We start from the raw sequence: 17,472 nt of genomic DNA on the forward strand, positions 1-17,472 counted from the left end.
CGATGGCCAGGGTTATTTACCGCCCGCCAGTTCGAGGAAGCTACCCGTCACATACGACGCTTTGTCGCTCAGCAGCCAGGCAATGGCCTGAGCGACCTCTTCCGGCTGGCCGCCGCGCTGCATCGGTAGCGAACTTTTCACCCGGTCCACGCGTCCCGGTTCGCCGCCGGAGGCGTGCATCTCGGTATAAATCAGCCCCGGACGCACGCCGTTTACCCGAATCCCCTGCGCCGCCACTTCCAGCGCCAGCCCGGTGGTCAGGGTATCTACCGCCCCTTTCGACGCGGCATAGTCAACGTACTCTCCCGGCGCGCCAAGGCGCGAGGCCGCCGACGAAACGTTAACTATCGCCCCGCCCTTGCCGCCATGCCGATGCGACATGCGCTTGACCGCCTCGCGACAGCAAAGAAAGTATCCGGTGACGTTGGTGGCCAGCACGCGGTTAATACGCTCGGCGCTCAGGCTCTCCACCGTACATTGGGTAAACAGGATCCCGGCGTTGTTGACCAACGCCGTCAGCGGTTCGCCCATGCGGTCAACCGCCTCAAACATCGCCATCACCTGCGCTTCATCGCTGATATCCGCCCGCAGCGCCGTGGCTTTGCCGCCAGATTCAACTATGGTATTGACCACTTCGGTGGCGGCTTTAATGTTGTGATGGTAATTGACCGCGATGGTATACCCTTCCTGCGCCAGCAGCAGCGCCGTCGCCCGGCCTATGCCGCGGCTCGCGCCGCTAATCAGAGCTATCGCCATACCTTTCCTCCAAAAAATAAAGGCGCCGCAGCGCCTTTAAAAGTTTAGCTAATTCGCCACTTACTGGTATTCGCTCATCGGGACGCAGGAGCAGAACAGGTTACGGTCGCCATACACGTCATCCAGGCGTTTCACCGTCGGCCAGTACTTGTTGTGCAACCCAGCCGGGAATACCGCCAGCTCGCGGCTGTACGGATGGTTCCACTCGCCAACCAGCTCGCCCTGGGTGTGCGGCGCGTTCACCAGCGGGTTATCTTCCAGCGGCCATTCACCGGCTTTAACGCGATCGATTTCCGCACGGATCGCCAGCATGGCGTCAATAAAGCGGTCCAGCTCTACCTTGCTTTCCGATTCTGTCGGCTCAACCATCAGCGTCCCGGCGACCGGGAAGGACATGGTCGGCGCATGGAAACCAAAGTCGATCAGGCGTTTAGCAATATCCAGCTCGCTAATGCCGGTCTCTTCTTTCAGCGGACGAATATCGAGAATACATTCGTGCGCCACGCGACCATCGCGGCCGGTATACAGCACCGGGTAAGCATCTTTCAATCGGGTAGCGATGTAGTTGGCGTTGAGAATCGCGTTCTGGCTCGCCTGTTTCAGCCCTTCCGCGCCCATCATGCGGATATACATCCAACTGATCGGCAGAATGGAAGCGCTGCCGAAAGGCGCGGCGGAAACCGCGCCCTGACGGGTCAGCATGCCTTCAATCTGTACCACGCTGTGGCCCGGTACAAACGGCGCCAGGTGCGCTTTCACGCCGATAGGGCCCATACCCGGGCCGCCGCCGCCGTGCGGAATGCAGAAGGTTTTATGCAGGTTGAGGTGCGAAACGTCAGCGCCGATAAAGCCCGGAGAAGTGATCCCGACCTGGGCGTTCATGTTGGCGCCATCGAGGTAAACCTGACCGCCAAACTGATGCACTATCTCGCATACTTCACGAATGGTCTCTTCATACACGCCGTGGGTCGACGGATAGGTGACCATGATGCAGGAAAGATTCGCCCCCGCCTGCTCTGCTTTTTCACGCAGATCGGCAAGATCGATGTTGCCGTTTTTGTCGCAGGCAACGACCACCACCTGCATACCCGCCATCTGCGCGGAAGCCGGGTTAGTGCCGTGCGCGGAGCTTGGGATCAGGCAGATATCGCGATGGCCTTCGTTGCGGCTCTCGTGATAGTGGCGAATCGCCAGCAGGCCAGCATACTCGCCCTGCGCGCCGGAGTTCGGCTGCATACAGACGGCGTCATAGCCGGTTAGTTTCACCAGCCAGTCTGAAAGCTGGGCGATCATCTGATGATAACCTTCCGCCTGCTCGACCGGGCAGAACGGGTGCAGCTCGGCAAATTCCGGCCAGGTGATCGGGATCATCTCCGCTGCGGCGTTCAGTTTCATGGTGCAGGAGCCCAGCGGGATCATCGCCTGGTTCAGCGCCAGATCTTTACGCTCCAGCGCGTGCATATAGCGCATCATCTCGGTTTCGCTATGGTAGCGGTTAAACACCGGATGGGTGAGGATCGCATCATCGCGCAGCATCGCCGCCGGGATCGAACGGCTATCCAGCGCCACGTCTTTATCCAGGGTATCGATATCCAAACCGTGATCGTCACCAACGATGGCGCGGAACAGGTTCAGCACATCTTCGCGGGTGGTCGCTTCATCGAGCGTAATGCCAACCGCACCGTGAATATCGCTACGCAGGTTAATCTGCAGCGCTTCGGCACGCGCCAGCACCGCGGCTTTATCCGCCACTTCGACGCAAAGGGTGTCGAAGTAGTGAGCATGGCGCAGCTTCAGCCCTTTCTTCTGCAGGCCGTCGGCCAGAATGTCGGTCAGGCGATGAATGCGGCCAGCGATACGTTTCAGGCCCGCCGGACCGTGGAAAACCGCGTACAGGCTGGCGATGTTGGCCAGCAGAACCTGCGAGGTACAAATGTTGGAGTTCGCTTTCTCGCGGCGGATATGCTGCTCGCGAGTCTGCATCGCCATGCGCAGCGCGGTATTACCCGCCGCATCTTTCGATACGCCGATAATACGGCCCGGCATGGAGCGTTTGAATTCATCTTTCGCCGCGAAGAAGGCCGCGTGCGGGCCGCCATAGCCCATCGGCACGCCGAAACGTTGAGCGGAACCGAAGACAATATCGGCGCCCTGCTTGCCCGGCGCCGTCAGCAGCACCAGCGCCATAAAGTCAGCGGCGACGCTGACAATCACTTTGCGCGCTTTCAGCTCGGCGATAAGTTTACTGTAATCGTGGATTTCACCGGTGGTGCCAACCTGCTGCAGCAGCACGCCAAAGACATCCTGGTGATCGAGCACTTTGTCGGCGTCATCGACAATCACGTCGAAGCCAAAGGTTTCCGCGCGGGTGCGAACCACATCCAGCGTTTGTGGATGAACGTCGGCGGCAACGAAGAAGCGGTTGGCGTTCTTCAGTTTGCTCACGCGTTTGGCCATCGCCATCGCTTCGGCGGCGGCGGTGGCTTCATCAAGCAGCGAAGCGGAAGCGATATCCAGCCCGGTCAGATCCAGCGTCACCTGCTGGAAGTTCAGCAGTGATTCCAGACGGCCCTGGGATACTTCCGGCTGGTAAGGGGTATAGGCGGTATACCAGCCCGGGTTTTCCAGCATGTTGCGCTGAATGACCGGCGGCAGCTGCACGGCGGTGTAGCCCATGCCGATGTAAGACTTGAAGCGCTTGTTGCGACCGGCGATCGCCTTCAGCTCCGCCAGCGCGGCGAATTCGGTAGTCGCGTCGCCCACCTGTGGTGGGGTCGCCAGCTGGATATCCTGCGGCACAATCTGGCCAATCAGGGCGTTAAGCGAATCCGCGCCGACGGTCTTCAGCATCTCTTGCTGCTGCTGAGCGTCCGAGCCAATGTGACGTTCAATAAAGGCGTCGCGGTTTTCAAGCTGACTTAAAGTCTGAGTCATGAGCGATGGTTCCTGAAACGTGCGGTGAATCGTGATTGTCTCTACTTACCTGAATTGCCCGGTGGCGCTGGCGCTTACCGGGCCTACAAAGTTCGTAGGCCGGATAAGCGCAGCGCCATCCGGCACACATTTATTCGTCTTCTAACAGAGCTTCATACGCAGCGGCATCCAGCAGCGCGGCAACCTGCGCTTCGTCGCTGGCTTTGATTTTGAAGATCCAGCCGTCGGCATACGGGTCGCTGTTGACCAGTTCCGGAGAGTCGTTCAGCTCTTCGTTGACGGCAACGATTTCACCGCTAATCGGCGCGTAGATATCAGAAGCCGCTTTCACAGATTCGGCAACGGCGCAATCGGCGCCCGCTTCAACGGTGGCGCCCACTTCCGGCAGGTCAACGAAAACCATGTCGCCAAGCAGCTCCTGCGCGTGCTCGGTGATCCCAACGGTATAGGTACCGTCCGCTTCTTTACGCAGCCACTCGTGTTCTTTGCTGTATTTCAGTTCTGCTGGTACGTTGCTCATCAATTCATCTCCAAAAAAGGGAAATCACACAATGGCTTTGCCATTGCGTACAAAACCAGGTTTAGTCACTTTTACCGGCATTTCACGGTTACGAATTTGCACCACCGCGGTTTCGCCAATCCCGGCCGGTACGCGAGCCAGCGCGATGCTGTAGCCCAGCGTCGGCGAGAAGGTGCCGCTGGTGATAATGCCTTCTTTTTGATTACCGTCGCTATCGGTAAAACGTACCGGCAGGCCGCCGCGCAGGACGCCTTTCTCGGTCATCACCAGGCCAACCAGCTGCTCGGTGCCTTTTTCGCGCTGCATTTCCAGCGCTTCGCGGCCGATGAATTTACGATCGGCGGGCTCCCAGGCGATAGTCCAGCCCATGTTCGCCGCCAGCGGCGAGACGCTTTCATCCATCTCCTGGCCATACAGGTTCATCCCGGCTTCCAGGCGCAGAGTATCGCGCGCGCCAAGACCACACGGCTTAACGCCGGCGTCCAGCAGACCGCGCCAGAAATCCGCCGCCTGCTCGTTCGGCATAGCGATTTCATAACCCGCTTCGCCGGTATAACCGGTGGTGGCGATAAACAGGTCGCCGGCCTGTACGCCGAAGAACGGCTTCATGCCTTCCACGGCCTGGCGCTGAGCGTCGGTGAACAGCGTCGCCGCCTTCGCTTTCGCCTGCGGACCCTGCACCGCGATCAGCGACAGATCGTCGCGAACGGTGATTTCAAGACCGTAAGGTTCGGCTTGTTCGGAAATCCAGGCGAGGTCTTTTTCACGAGTGGCGGAGTTAACAACGAGGCGGAAATAATCTTCAGAAAGGAAATAAACAATCAGGTCATCGATGACGCCGGCGGAAGCGGTTAGCATGCCGGTGTAGAGCGCTTTGCCTGGGGTGGTAAGCTTCGCCACATCGTTTGCCAGCAAATAGCGCAAGAACTCTCTGATCCGGCTGCCGTGGAAATCGACGATGGTCATATGCGACACATCGAACATCCCTGCATCGCCGCGCACCGCGTGGTGCTCATCAATCTGGGACCCGTAATGCAGCGGCATCATCCAGCCATGGAAATCCACCATGCGAGCGCCGCACAGCGTGTGTTGTTCATACAACGGAGTCTGTTGAGCCATCTTTTCCTCATCGAATAAAACGGAACCAGCCACGATATTGTCGGCGATTTTGCGCCACGAAATCCGGCGACGGCACCGCTTACGGACGCCGACGCAAACGTTCTCTTTTGCCTGAACTTACCACCGAACCCGGTGCTAAACCATAAGGTAAATCAGGACATCACATTAGCTTATGACCAAAGCGCGCCGGAAAGCCTACAGAGTTATTGACTGGAAAAAAGCGATTTATGCCACATAAAATTAACATGATGAGCCAACAAGTCAGGTGATGATGGTGTTTTATGCGATTTTACGGGCCTAATTTCTTTAACAAAAAAAAGAGCGCATTAATAAAACTAATGCGAAATAAGAGGTGAAATTAGAATATTTCAAATGAGGGAGAAAACCCGGCGCGCAGGCCGGGTAAAAGAAGTGTGACGGGGTTAACGTAACCAGGCGGGGAGATCGTTAAGGCCCATCGCCTGACGAATCAGCTGCGGTTTCACGCCAGGCAGCGAATCGGCCAGTTTGAGCCCCATGTCGCGGAGGAATTTCTTCGCCGGATGGCTGCCGGAGAACATTTCGCGGAATCCCTGCATACCCGCCAGCATCAGCGCGGCGCTGTGCTTGCGGCTGCGCTCATAGCGGCGCAGGTACAAATGCTGACCGATATCTTTACCCTGCGCGTGCAGGCGCTTCAGCTCGTCGATAAGTTCGGCGGCGTCCATAAAGCCAAGGTTTACCCCCTGCCCGGCCAGCGGATGAATAGTGTGGGCGGCATCGCCAACCAGCGCCAGACGATGGGCGGCGAACTGACGCGCGTAGCGTCCGGTCAGCGGGAAAACCTGCCGATCGCTTTCAAGCTGGCAAAGGCCAAGGCGATTATCAAAAGCGATGTTCAGCGCCTGGTTAAACGCGGCTGCATCGGCCTGCTGCATCCGCTGCGCCTCCTCCGGCGACAGCGACCAGACGATCGAGCACAGATGCGGATCGCTAAGCGGCAGGAAGGCCAGAATACCTTCGCCGTGAAACGCCTGACGCGCCACCGCCTGATGCGGCTCGGTGGTACGTATCGTCGCCACCAGCGCATGATGGCGATAGTCCCAGAAGGTCAGTGGAATATCGGCTTTATTGCGCAGCCACGAATTGGCGCCATCGGCGCCGACCACCAGCCGCGCGGTCAGCATGCTGCCGTCCTGCAGGCTCAGGAAGGCTTCGTTTTCGCCCCACGCCACCTGCTGCAGCTGCGCAGGCGCCAGCAGGGTAACGTCAGCGCAGCGCTGCGCTTTTTGCCACAGCGCATGATGCACCACGGCATTTTCAATAATATGGCCCAGATGGCTAAAGCCCATGCTCTGGTCATCGAAGATAATGCGGCCAAAGCTATCTTTGTCCCACACTTCCATGCCGTGATAGCAGCTGGCGCGCTGGGCGATGATCTCGCTCCAGACACCCAGCTTATCCAGTAGCTTTTCGCTGGCGGCATTAATAGCCGAAACGCGCAGCGCCGGCGGCGCATCGGCGTCAAGAGGCTGCGGCGCCGCTTGTTCCAGCACCGCGACGCGCAGGCCGCTGCCCTGTAAACCACAGGCCACCGCCAGTCCCACCATTCCGCCGCCAACAATGGCAACATCAACACTTTGCACGTTCTACTCCTTAACGGGGAACCCAACCGAGGGTACGCTGCGCCAGCGCATCGCGCGCCGGGGTAAATAATTCCATCGCCATTAGCCCGACGTTGCGCCCCGCCACCAGCGGCGCCCAACGGTTGGCAAAGAGATGCACCAGCCCATCGGTCACGCCGATGGTGGCGGCTTTATCATCCGCTCGCCGCGCCTGATAACGGCACAGCAGGGAATAATTGCCCACATCCTCGCCGAGCGCGTGGGCGTCGGCAAGCAGTTCAGCCAGACTCATCACGTCGCGCAGGCCGAGATTAAAGCCCTGCCCGGCGATCGGGTGCAATGTCTGCGCCGCGTTGCCGACCAGCGCCAGACGGTGCGACACCGAACGGATGGCGGTGGTTAACGCCAGCGGATAAACACTACGCTTACCGGCATGGGTAATGCGCCCAAGCCGCCAGCCGAACGCCTGCTGTAATTGTTGGCAAAAACGTTCGTCAGACCAGCTCAGCACCTCATCGCGCCGCGACTGCGGATGGCACCACACCAGCGAACAGCGCCCTTGCGACATCGGCAGCATCGCCAGCGGACCGTGCTCGGTAAAGCGCTCGAAGGCGCGGCCTTCGTGCGGCAACGCGGTGCTAACGTTGGCGATAATCGCCAGTTGCTCATAGGGCTGCTGCTGCCAGCTAATGCCGCTGCGGGCGCCCAGCGACGAACGCGAACCATCTGCCGCCACCAGCAGCTTACCGTTGATCGTTTCGCCGCTATCAAGGGTGAGGCTGACGCTATCCTGGCTGCGGTTGACCGCTTCCACTTTCGCCGGACAGTGCAGGGTGACGCCCGGCGCCTCGCGCAGCAGGCTGAACAGCCGCTGGCCGACATCGTGGAGTTCAACCACCTGCCCTAGCGCCGACAGGCCATAATCGGCCGCCGCCAGGTTTACAAAACCGGCATGGCCGCGGTCGCTGACGTGTACCCGCTGGATAGGCGTCGCTCGTTTAGCAAGGTTCTGCCAGATACCGATGCGCGCCAGCTGCTGGCAGGTGCCCGCAGCCAGGGCGATCGCCCGATCGTCAAAACCAGGGTGGCGTGACGACGCCGGATCCTGCGCTTCAATCAGATGGACCGGCAGCGCACCGCCGGTCAAACGGGAGATGGCCAGCGCGAGCGTCGCGCCGGTCATCCCGCCGCCGACAATCAGCACGCTCATGACTGGCGCGCCGCCGCCATCAGCGCCTCGATCTCATCCGCCTTCTTCACCACGCTGGCGGTGAGATTTTCGTTGCCATCTTCGGTAATCACGATGTCATCTTCAATACGAATGCCGATGCCGCGATACTGCGCCGGTACGTCGGCGTCGGCGGCGATATACAGCCCCGGCTCGACGGTCAGCACCATTCCCGGTTCCAGTACCCGCGAACGGTCGGTGTCATAATTACCGACATCGTGTACATCCAGACCCAACCAGTGGCTCAGGCCATGCATAAAGTACGGGCGGTGGGCGTTGTTGGCGATAAGCTCGTCAATCTCGCCTTTCAGGATCCCCAGCCGCACCAGGCCGGTAATCATAATGCGCACCACTTCCTGATTAACTGCATAAATGGAGGTACCCGGACGATACAGCTCCAGCGCGGTTTCCAGCGATTCCAGCACGATGTCGTAGATTTCACGCTGCGGTTTAGTGAATTTACCGTTAACCGGGAAGGTGCGGGTGATATCGCCCGCATAGCCGCGGTATTCACAGCCGGCGTCAATCAGCACTAAATCGCCATCACGTAGTTCGGATTCGTTTTCGGTGTAGTGCAGGATGCAGGCGTTTTCGCCGCCGCCAACGATGGTGTTATAAGACGGGAAACGCGCGCCGTGGCGGTTGAATTCGTGGAGAATTTCGCCTTCCAGCTGATATTCGAACATCCCCGGGCGGCATTTTTCCATCGCTCGGGTATGGGCAAGGGCGGAAATTTCGCCGGCGCGGCGCATCACTTCCAGCTCTTCCGCGGATTTGAACAGGCGCATTTCATGCACCACAGGCCGCCAGTCGATGACGGAGTTCGGCGCCTGCAGGTTCTGACGTGAACCTTTACGCAGTTTTTCGAGGGCGTTAAACACAATTTCATCGGCATAGGCATATTCGCCCTGGGCAAAATAGATAGCGTCCAGGCCGTTGAGCAGTTGATACAGCTGCTGGTTGATTTCGCTAAACGCCAGCGCGCGATCGACGCCGAGTTTACCCGGCGCGGCATCCTGGCCCAGACGGCGGCCAAACCAGATTTCCGCCGTCAGATCGCGAACGCGGTTAAACAGCACGCTATGATTGTGCGTTTCATCGCTTTTGATCAGCACCAGCAGCGCTTCCGGTTCGTTGAAGCCGGTGAAGTACCAAAAATCGCTGTTCTGCCGGTAGGGATATTCCGAATCTGCGCTGCGTACCGCTTCCGGCGCGGCAAAAATCAGCGCCGCGCTGCCCGGCTGCATCTGCGCCAATAATGCCTGGCGACGAGAAAGAAACTCCTGCTGTGTCATGACGCCCCCTGAATGTCGTTTTTATTTAGTGTAACGTTGGCTTGCGTACTTCCGGTGCGGTTGGCTGCTGGCGCGCGAAGGTATCGTGGCACAGTAACGCGGCGACGCGTACGTACTCAATAATCTCTTCGAGAGACATTTCCAGCTCTTCCTGGTCTTCATCTTCGTCGTAGCCGAGTTGCGCAATGTTACGCAGATCATCGATGGCTTCGCCGGTCTCATCCTTCACTTTATCCAGCTTCGGCTGGGTCACGCCAAGGCCGAGCAGGAAATGGTTTACCCAGCCCGCCAGCGCATCGGCGCGGTCGAAAACGCTGACGTTATCGCCTTCCGGCATATACAGCTGGAACAGGAAACCATCATCTTCCAGCGAGTCGCTGGTGGCGGAATGCATGCTACGCAGCGCCTGGGCCAGTTCATGACCAAAGGCAAGGCCTTCGTTGGTCAGGTCATGCACCAGCGACTGCCAGCTGCTGTCGGTGTTGCCGCCGCAAAGGATGCCGCTTATCAAACCGTGCATTTCGGCCGGGGTTAATCCCACCCCTTGTTGGTTCAGTAACTGGTCTACATCGTTGTAACCAGGCATTTCGTTCTGTATAGACATGCGCATTCGTCATCGTTGGGAGGAATATTCATGATATGCTACCACTTTGGACCCTGGTGAACCAGAAAAGGGCTTGTATCCCCGCACCAGGGTAGCTATAGTGTCGCCCCTTCGCAGAGCCGGGCTCGGACGTGAAGGCAGCGCAGTCAATCAGCAGGAAGGTGGCATGTCTGCACAACCCGTAGATCTCCAAATTTTTGGCCGTTCACTGCGAGTGAATTGCCCGCCTGAACAAAGGGATGCCCTGAATCAGGCAGCTGAAGACCTTAATCAGCGGTTGCAAGATTTAAAAGAACGCACTAGAGTCACAAATACTGAGCAGCTGGTCTTCATCGCCGCGTTGAACATCAGCTATGAGTTGACTCAGGAAAAAGCGAAGACCCGCGACTACGCCTCCAGTATGGAACAGCGCATTCGCATGCTTCAGCAGACCATCGAACAGGCATTGCTTGAGCAAGGTCGCATAAGCGAAAGACCGGGGTCGAAGTTTGAATAACACTTTGCAGTTAACTGTGTTAGAGTAATCGCAAGAACAAAATTTCTCTGAGATGTTTGCAAGCGGGCCAGTCCCCTGAGCCGATATTTCATACCACAAGAATGTGGCGCTCCACGGTTGGTGAGCATGCTCGGTTCGCCCGAGAAGCCTTAAAACTGTGACGACGCATTCACCTTGAACCAAGGGTTCAAGGGTTACAGCCTGCGGCGGCATCTCGGAGATTCCCTTCTTAAGTTCGCATTATCCCCTCAACGTTGTTTTCGGCCTGTGCCGCCCTGTATTACACTTTCCCGTATCGTTTCGCCTGCTCGTAATGAGACCAGCATGACTATACAGCCCGATATCCCGCTCTCCAGACAGCAAATTCGCCAGCAGATCCGCGAGCGTAGACGCGCGCTTAGTGCCGAACAGCAGCAGCGCTTCGCCCTGCAGGCCGCTGAGCGAATGATGGCGTATCCGCCCGTCGTTCTCGCTCATACCGTAGCGCTGTTCCTCTCCTTCGACGGCGAGCTGGACACCCAACCGCTGATTGAGCAATTGTGGCGTGCAGGCAAGCGGGTTTATCTGCCGGTACTGCATCCGTTTAGCCCCGGCAATCTGCTGTTTTTACATTACCATCCGCAAAGCGAGCTGATTTTTAATCGCCTTAAGATTTACGAACCAAAGCTCGACGTGCGCGACGTCCTGCCGCTTGCCGAGCTCGATGTGCTGATTACCCCGCTGGTCGCCTTCGATGCCAGCGGTCAACGCCTGGGGATGGGCGGCGGTTTCTACGATCGTACCTTACAAAACTGGCGGCAGTATCGCCTGCAGCCGGTAGGCTACGCCCACGACTGCCAGCAGGTGGACACCCTGCCGATCGAACAGTGGGATGTCCCGCTGCCGGCGGTGATTACGCCAGGCAAAACCTGGCGCTGGTAGATAGGTGCGCGAGTTCGAGAATTGCGCCCGGAAGGCGTTAAAAAAATACGGGCAGGTACCAGACCTGCCCGTGAGGCAACAACAAATTAGTACAGCAGACGGGCGCGGATGGTGCCCGGGATCGCTTTCATCGCCAGCAGCGCCTGCTGCGCGACGTCGCCGTCGGCTTCGATATCAATTACCACGTAGCCCATCTGCGGAGTCGTTTGCAGATACTGGGCGGCGATGTTGATATTCTGCGCGGCGAAAATCTGGTTAAGCGCCGTCAGGATGCCCGGTCGGTTTTCATGAATATGCAGCAGACGGCGTCCGCCGTGCAGCGGCAGAGAAACCTCCGGGAAGTTCACCGCCGACAGCGTAGAACCGTTGTCGGAATACTTCGCCAGCTTGCCTGCCACTTCCAGACCAATGTTCTCTTGCGCTTCCTGAGTTGAACCGCCGATATGCGGCGTCAGGATCACGTTATCGAATTCGCACAGCGGAGAGTTAAACGGATCGCTGTTGGTCGCCGGTTCCGTCGGGAAGACGTCGATGGCCGCGCCGGCCAGGTGTTTACGCGACAGCGCATCGCACAGCGCCGGGATATCGACCACCGTGCCGCGAGAGGCGTTGATCAGCAGCGCGCCCGGTTTCATCAGCGCCAGCTCTTCCGGCCCCATCATATTTTTGGTGGAGGCGTTTTCCGGCACGTGCAGGCTAACAACATCGCTCATGTTCAGCAGGTCGGAGAGGTGCTGAACCTGCGTGGCGTTACCCAGCGGCAGTTTGTTTTCGATATCATAAAAATAGACGTGCATCCCCAGTGATTCCGCCAGAATGCCGAGCTGGGTGCCGATATGGCCGTAACCGATAATCCCCAGTTTTTTGCCGCGCGCTTCAAAGCTGCCTACCGCTTGCTTATTCCACACGCCGCGATGCGCCTTGGCGTTAGCTTCCGGCACGCCGCGCAGCATCAGCAGCAGCTCGCCGATGACCAGCTCAGCCACCGAACGGGTGTTCGAGAATGGGGCGTTAAATACCGGGATACCGCGCTTCGCCGCCGCATCCAGATCGACCTGGTTGGTGCCGATACAGAAACAGCCCACCGCCACCAGTTTTTCCGCCGCGGCGAAGATCTCTTCAGTCAGATGAGTACGGGAACGCAGGCCGATAAAATGGGCATCACGGATCGACGCTTTCAGCTCTTCAGTATCGAGCGCGCCTTTGTGAAATTCGATGTTGGTGTAACCTGCCGCACGAAGGTTATCGATTGCTTTTTGATGCACGCCTTCAACGAGCAGAAATTTAATCTTGTCTTTTTCCAGTGATACCTTAGCCATTTCCCCGTCCTGTTTTTATTGGTACTGATGTCGTGCTGAACAAAAACTCTTCCAGCAACATATCAAAAAAAACTATCGCGGCAATATGAACGTTTGCCTCGCCGACCTGAAGAAATATCACGTTGAAGCAAAAGACAGGACAAAACACCAGAAAGAGAATAGATGGCAGATTGTTACTCAGAAAGGTTACGTAAATGTGACACAAGTCACCAAATTAAGGCCATAGAAAAAAATTTAGGGGGAAGCGCGAAACTTCCCCCCGATCGTCTTATTTGTTGACGATGGTCTTCACGCCGTCGGCGGTACCTATCAGCGCCACGTCGGCGCCGCGGTTGGCGAACAAGCCGACGGTCACCACGCCCGGAATACCGTTAATGGCGTTTTCCAGCGCGATAGCGTCAAGAATTTCCAGGCCGTGTACATCGAGGATCACGTTGCCGTTATCCGTCACCACGCCCTGACGATATTCCGGGCGGCCGCCCAGCTTCACCAGTTGACGCGCGACGGCGCTGCGCGCCATCGGGATCACTTCCACCGGCAGCGGGAAGTTGCCGAGAATATCAACCTGCTTAGAGGCGTCGGCGATACAGATAAACTTATCGGCAACCGAGGCGATGATCTTTTCGCGGGTCAGCGCCGCGCCGCCGCCTTTGATCATCTGCATGTGGCCGTTAATTTCATCCGCGCCGTCAACGTAGATGCCGAGGCGGTCAACGGAGTTAAGGTCGAATACCGGGATACCGAGGCTTTTCAGCTTCTCGGTAGAAGCGTCGGAGCTGGATACCGCGCCTTCGATCTGCCCTTTCATGGTCCCCAGCGCATCAATAAAATGCGCCGCCGTGGAGCCGGTGCCGACACCCACAATGGTGCCCGGTTGTACATATTGCAGCGCTGCCCAGCCGACTGCTTTTTTCAGTTCATCCTGCGTCATGATTATCGTCCGAGATGTGAATACTTACCGCGCATTATAGAACATCGACGGATGAATTGTCCCTGCGATGGCGATCACACATCTGAGCAGACCATTTTCGTCTTTATCAAAAACAAATTTATGTCATAGTGCGGGTTAACGAAAAGTTATGGGGGTACGCCAGAATAATGAAACGACCGGACTACAGAACATTACAAGCGCTGGATGCGGTGATTAGGGAACGTGGGTTTGAGCGCGCCGCGCAGAAGCTATGCATTACACAGTCCGCCGTCTCACAGCGTATCAAACAGCTGGAAAACATGTTTGGCCAACCGCTGCTGGTGCGTACCGTGCCGCCGCGCCCGACCGAGCAGGGGCAAAAACTGTTGGCTCTGCTGCGCCAGGTTGAGCTGCTGGAAGAAGAGTGGCTTGGCGATGAGCAGACCGGCTCCACGCCGCTGCTGCTGTCGTTGGCGGTCAACGCCGACAGTCTGGCGACCTGGCTGCTGCCGGCGCTGGCCAACGTGTTATCCGACTCCCCTATTCGCCTCAATCTGCAAGTTGAAGATGAAACCCGCACCCAGGAGCGCTTGCGTCGTGGGGAAGTGGTCGGCGCGGTGAGTATTCAGCCGCAGGCGCTGCCAAGCTGCCTGGTCGATCAACTCGGCGCGCTCGATTACCTGTTCGTCGCCTCGAAGGAGTTTGCGCAACGCTACTTCCCTAACGGGGTAACGCGTTCTGCGCTGCTGAAAGCGCCGGTGGTCGCCTTCGATCATCTCGACGATATGCACCAGGCGTTCCTGCAGCAAAACTTCGACCTGCCGCCGGGTAGCGTGCCCTGCCATATCGTCAACTCGTCGGAGGCCTTCGTGCAGCTGGCGCGTCAGGGCACTACCTGCTGTATGATCCCGCACCTGCAGATCGAGAAAGAGCTGAAGAGCGGCGAGCTTATCGACCTGACGCCGGGGCTGTTCCAGCGCCGAATGCTCTACTGGCACCGCTTTGCGCCGGAAAGCCGCATGATGCGCCGGGTGACCGATGCGCTTATTGATTACGGCCACAAGGTGCTGCGCCAGGATTAAACGGCGGGCATAAAAAAAGCCACTTCACTGAAGTGGCTTTTTTGTCGCTGCGGCTTACTGAGCCGGTTTCGGCGCTTCAGCTGGTTTCGCCGGCGCGGCAGGCGCGGCGGCCTGTGCTGGCTGCAGTTCAAAGACCACGTCAACCTGATCATCAAACTGGATGGTCGCCTGCTCGTAGGTTTCCTGGGCGGAGACCGGCGCGGCGTCAGCCGCCTTCATCATGCGAACCATCGGGCTCGGCTGATAGTTGGAAACATGGTAACGCACGCTATAGACCGGCCCCAGCTTGCTGTGGAAGCCAGCAGCCAGCTCCTGCGCCTGATGCACCGCATCATCGATAGCCGCTTTACGCGCTTTATCTTTATAGGCGTCAGGTTGCGCAACGCCCAGCGATACGGAACGAATTTCGTTCAGCCCCGCTTTCAGCGCGCCGTCCAGCAGGCCATTCAGCTTATCGAGCTGACGAAGGGTAACTTCAACGGTACGCACCGCGCGATAGCCCTTGAGGATGCTTTTCCCGTTCTGATAGTCGTAATCAGGTTGGGTACGCAGGTTTGCCGAGCTGATATCCTTTTTGGCAATGCCGCTCTTTTCAAGGAAAGAGAGATATTGCGCAACGCGATCGTCAGCCTGTTTTTTTGCCGATGCCGCATCTTTTGCCGCGACGTTAACTTCAATCGCCAGAGTGGCGATATCCGGAACCGCTGCAACGCTTGCTGTGCCTGAAGTCACAATGTGCGGGCCATCCGGCAATTCATTTGCCTGCGCCGCCATCGTGCTGAATCCGAGTGCTGCCGCCAGGGCTAAGACTTTTAACTTCACTGTCGTTTCTCCATCTTGCTTAGGTCGCCCATTTTAAGGACGCATGCCAGCTAGCTTAGCGCTTACGCGCGGAAAGTCCATCGGACTAAGCCTGGTTGATGAGCATCTGTATATGTTGCAGGCCATCTTTTGCCAACTGCAGGGCGATAAACCACATCACCAGCCCGACAAGCACGTTGATGATTCGCTGCGCCCGCGCGGTACGTAAACGCGGCGCCAGCCACGCGGCCAGCAGCGCCAGGCCGAAGAACCATAAGAATGACGCGCTAATCGTCCCCAGTGCGAACCAGCGTTTGGGCTCGACCGCCAGCTGGCCGCCAAGACTGCCCAGCACCACGAAAGTATCGAGATACACATGAGGGTTAAGCCAGGTCACCGCCAGCATGGTGACGATGATTTTCCAGCGTCCCTGTTTCATCACCTCGGCGCTGGCCAGCTCGAGATTATTGCTCATCGCCGTCTTCAGCGCGCCGAAGCCGTACCATAACAAGAAGGCGACACCGCCCCAGGTAACCAACGCCAGCAGCCACGGCGACTGCATCAGCAGCGCGCTACCGCCGAAAATACCGGCGCAGATCAACGCCAGATCGCTAAGCGCGCACAACAGCGCAATCATTAAATGATACTGGCGGCGGATCCCCTGATTCATCACGAAAGCGTTTTGCGGCCCGAGCGGCAGGATCATCGCCGCGCCCAGCGCAAGCCCTTGAAAGTAATAAGATAGCATCGTTTAATTTTCCGGTTTCATCGTTAATGCCGGAGAATATAGCGCGTCGTCATCATTAGCGGAAATTGATAATTTTAATCATTAATAAGTAAAGCTAATACACAAAGACAAAAAAAAGACCGGCGGTGCCGGTCTTGTGCCATAGCAGGAAAAAATTACTGCGCTTTTTCCTGCTGATTTACCATGTGTACGTCCATCTGCGGATACGGGAAGCTGATGCCGTTAGCGTCGAAATCACGCTTAATGCGCTCCAGCACGTCCCAGTAGACGTTTTGCAGGTCGCTGCTTTTGCTCCATACGCGAACCACGAAGTTTACCGAAGAGGCGCCCAGTTCGTTAAGGCGAACGGTCATTTCGCGATCGCGCAGAATGCGGTCATCGGATTCGATAATCGCGGTCAGCAGTTGTTTCACCTTATCGATATCGGCATCGTAGGAGACGCCGATAATAAACTCATTACGGCGCGCCGGCTCACGGGAGAAGTTAATGATATTGCCAGCGATGATTTTGCCGTTCGGCACCACCACGATTTTGCCATCGACGGTACGCAGAGTAGTGGAGAAAATCTGCACGTTCTGCACGGTGCCCGCGATGCCGCCGAGATCGACATATTCACCGGCGCGGAACGGGCGGAACATCACCAGCAGTACGCCTGCGGCAAGGTTCGACAATGACCCCTGCAGCGCCAGACCCACGGCCAAACCGGCGGCGCCCAGCACGGCAATCACTGAGGCGGTCTGCACGCCAACGCGGCCCAGGGCGGCAATCAGCGTAAAGGCGATAATCGCGTAGCGCACCAGCGCGGAGAGAAAATCGGCGACAGTTGCGTCTATCTTACGCGCCAGCATCAGACGGTTGACGGTGTTAGAAACGATGCGCGCCACGATCATCCCGATGATCAGGATAACGATAGCGGCAACGATGTTGACGGCATAGCTCAGCAGCAACTCCTGGTTGCGCGCCAGCCAGGTCCCGGCATGGTTGATGCTATCGACAACGTTCAAATCTTCCATTTAGTAATCCTTGGGTCATATCAAAAAAAAGCAAATGAGATCATTCTCACGAAAATGACCTTTTAAAGGTAAACAAAAACCACCGAAGATGCCATTTCTCAATCTGATCCAGATGAAACTAA

General features: G+C 57.5%; 16 protein-coding genes and 1 other RNA gene. 4 read left to right on the forward strand and 13 right to left on the reverse strand.

Features of this window, described 5'->3' with window-relative positions; translation table 11 throughout:
* Positions 1–12 precede the first annotated feature (12 nt).
* The 8 genes from PGR79_RS06485 to PGR79_RS06520 form a co-directional block, all read right to left on the reverse strand.
* Complete coding sequence (locus tag PGR79_RS06485; protein ID WP_430921286.1) at positions 13–756, reverse strand: SDR family oxidoreductase; 744 nt, start codon at positions 754–756, stop codon at positions 13–15.
* 60 nt (positions 757–816) lie between these two features.
* Positions 817–3,690 carry an aminomethyl-transferring glycine dehydrogenase gene (gene gcvP / locus PGR79_RS06490; protein WP_087859757.1) on the reverse strand — a complete coding sequence of 958 codons (2,874 nt, stop codon included), beginning with the start codon at positions 3,688–3,690 and terminating at the stop codon, positions 817–819.
* A gap of 130 nt (positions 3,691–3,820) precedes the next feature.
* Positions 3,821–4,210: a glycine cleavage system protein GcvH gene (gene gcvH, locus PGR79_RS06495; protein WP_015369780.1), complete on the reverse strand. Its 390-nt coding sequence runs from the start codon at positions 4,208–4,210 to the stop codon at positions 3,821–3,823.
* Positions 4,211–4,234: 24 nt separating this feature from the next.
* Positions 4,235–5,329 carry a glycine cleavage system aminomethyltransferase GcvT gene (gene gcvT, locus PGR79_RS06500; protein WP_430921289.1) on the reverse strand — a complete coding sequence of 365 codons (1,095 nt, stop codon included), beginning with the start codon at positions 5,327–5,329 and terminating at the stop codon, positions 4,235–4,237.
* 422 nt (positions 5,330–5,751) lie between these two features.
* Positions 5,752–6,954 (reverse strand): FAD-dependent 2-octaprenylphenol hydroxylase, encoded by a 1,203-nt coding sequence (gene ubiI, locus PGR79_RS06505; RefSeq protein ID WP_430921291.1) that lies wholly within the window; start codon positions 6,952–6,954, stop codon positions 5,752–5,754.
* A gap of 10 nt (positions 6,955–6,964) precedes the next feature.
* Positions 6,965–8,143 carry a 2-octaprenyl-6-methoxyphenyl hydroxylase gene (gene ubiH / locus PGR79_RS06510; RefSeq protein ID WP_430921293.1) on the reverse strand — a complete coding sequence of 393 codons (1,179 nt, stop codon included), beginning with the start codon at positions 8,141–8,143 and terminating at the stop codon, positions 6,965–6,967.
* A complete protein-coding gene (pepP, locus tag PGR79_RS06515) occupies positions 8,140–9,456 on the reverse strand; it encodes a Xaa-Pro aminopeptidase (RefSeq protein WP_430921295.1) in 1,317 nt (438 codons plus the stop codon). Before pepP ends, ubiH begins: the two co-directional genes overlap by 4 nt.
* A 25-nt stretch (positions 9,457–9,481) precedes the next feature.
* Positions 9,482–10,060, reverse strand: a complete 579-nt coding sequence (locus PGR79_RS06520) for a YecA family protein (RefSeq protein WP_430921297.1) — start codon at positions 10,058–10,060, stop codon at positions 9,482–9,484.
* Between the two features lie 166 nt (positions 10,061–10,226).
* Between PGR79_RS06520 and zapA the strand changes: the two genes are divergently transcribed.
* From zapA to PGR79_RS06535, 3 genes are all read left to right on the forward strand, one after another.
* Positions 10,227–10,556: a cell division protein ZapA gene (gene zapA, locus PGR79_RS06525; RefSeq protein WP_004205298.1), complete on the forward strand. Its 330-nt coding sequence runs from the start codon at positions 10,227–10,229 to the stop codon at positions 10,554–10,556.
* Between the two features lie 41 nt (positions 10,557–10,597).
* Positions 10,598–10,781, forward strand: a non-coding RNA gene (gene ssrS / locus PGR79_RS06530) — 6S RNA.
* A gap of 99 nt (positions 10,782–10,880) precedes the next feature.
* Positions 10,881–11,477: a 5-formyltetrahydrofolate cyclo-ligase gene (locus tag PGR79_RS06535; RefSeq protein WP_430921299.1), complete on the forward strand. Its 597-nt coding sequence runs from the start codon at positions 10,881–10,883 to the stop codon at positions 11,475–11,477.
* Between the two features lie 86 nt (positions 11,478–11,563).
* Here PGR79_RS06535 and serA read toward each other — a convergent pair whose 3' ends face one another.
* Entirely contained in the window at positions 11,564–12,796 is a 1,233-nt protein-coding gene (gene serA, locus PGR79_RS06540; protein ID WP_015369774.1) for a phosphoglycerate dehydrogenase, read from the reverse strand.
* Positions 12,797–13,064: 268 nt separating this feature from the next.
* Positions 13,065–13,727: a ribose-5-phosphate isomerase RpiA gene (gene rpiA, locus PGR79_RS06545; RefSeq protein ID WP_015369772.1), complete on the reverse strand. Its 663-nt coding sequence runs from the start codon at positions 13,725–13,727 to the stop codon at positions 13,065–13,067.
* 167 nt (positions 13,728–13,894) lie between these two features.
* Between rpiA and argP the strand changes: the two genes are divergently transcribed.
* Positions 13,895–14,788 (forward strand): DNA-binding transcriptional regulator ArgP, encoded by an 894-nt coding sequence (argP, locus tag PGR79_RS06550; RefSeq protein ID WP_008806448.1) that lies wholly within the window; start codon positions 13,895–13,897, stop codon positions 14,786–14,788.
* 54 nt (positions 14,789–14,842) lie between these two features.
* Here the strand turns inward: argP and PGR79_RS06555 are convergent, their stop codons facing one another.
* From PGR79_RS06555 to PGR79_RS06565, 3 genes are all read right to left on the reverse strand, one after another.
* Complete coding sequence (locus tag PGR79_RS06555) at positions 14,843–15,610, reverse strand: oxidative stress defense protein (protein ID WP_087859762.1); 768 nt, start codon at positions 15,608–15,610, stop codon at positions 14,843–14,845.
* Between the two features lie 85 nt (positions 15,611–15,695).
* A complete protein-coding gene (gene argO, locus PGR79_RS06560; RefSeq protein WP_015703435.1) occupies positions 15,696–16,337 on the reverse strand; it encodes an arginine exporter ArgO in 642 nt (213 codons plus the stop codon).
* A 155-nt stretch (positions 16,338–16,492) separates the two neighbouring features.
* The gene (locus PGR79_RS06565; protein WP_015369769.1) at positions 16,493–17,350 is read right to left on the reverse strand and encodes a small-conductance mechanosensitive channel MscS; all 858 of its coding nucleotides are present in this window, start codon (positions 17,348–17,350) and stop codon (positions 16,493–16,495) included.
* Positions 17,351–17,472 lie beyond the last annotated feature (122 nt).

Source organism: Klebsiella sp. 141161 (assembly GCF_050600815.1).
Classification (GTDB): Bacteria; Pseudomonadota; Gammaproteobacteria; order Enterobacterales; family Enterobacteriaceae; genus Klebsiella; species Klebsiella aerogenes.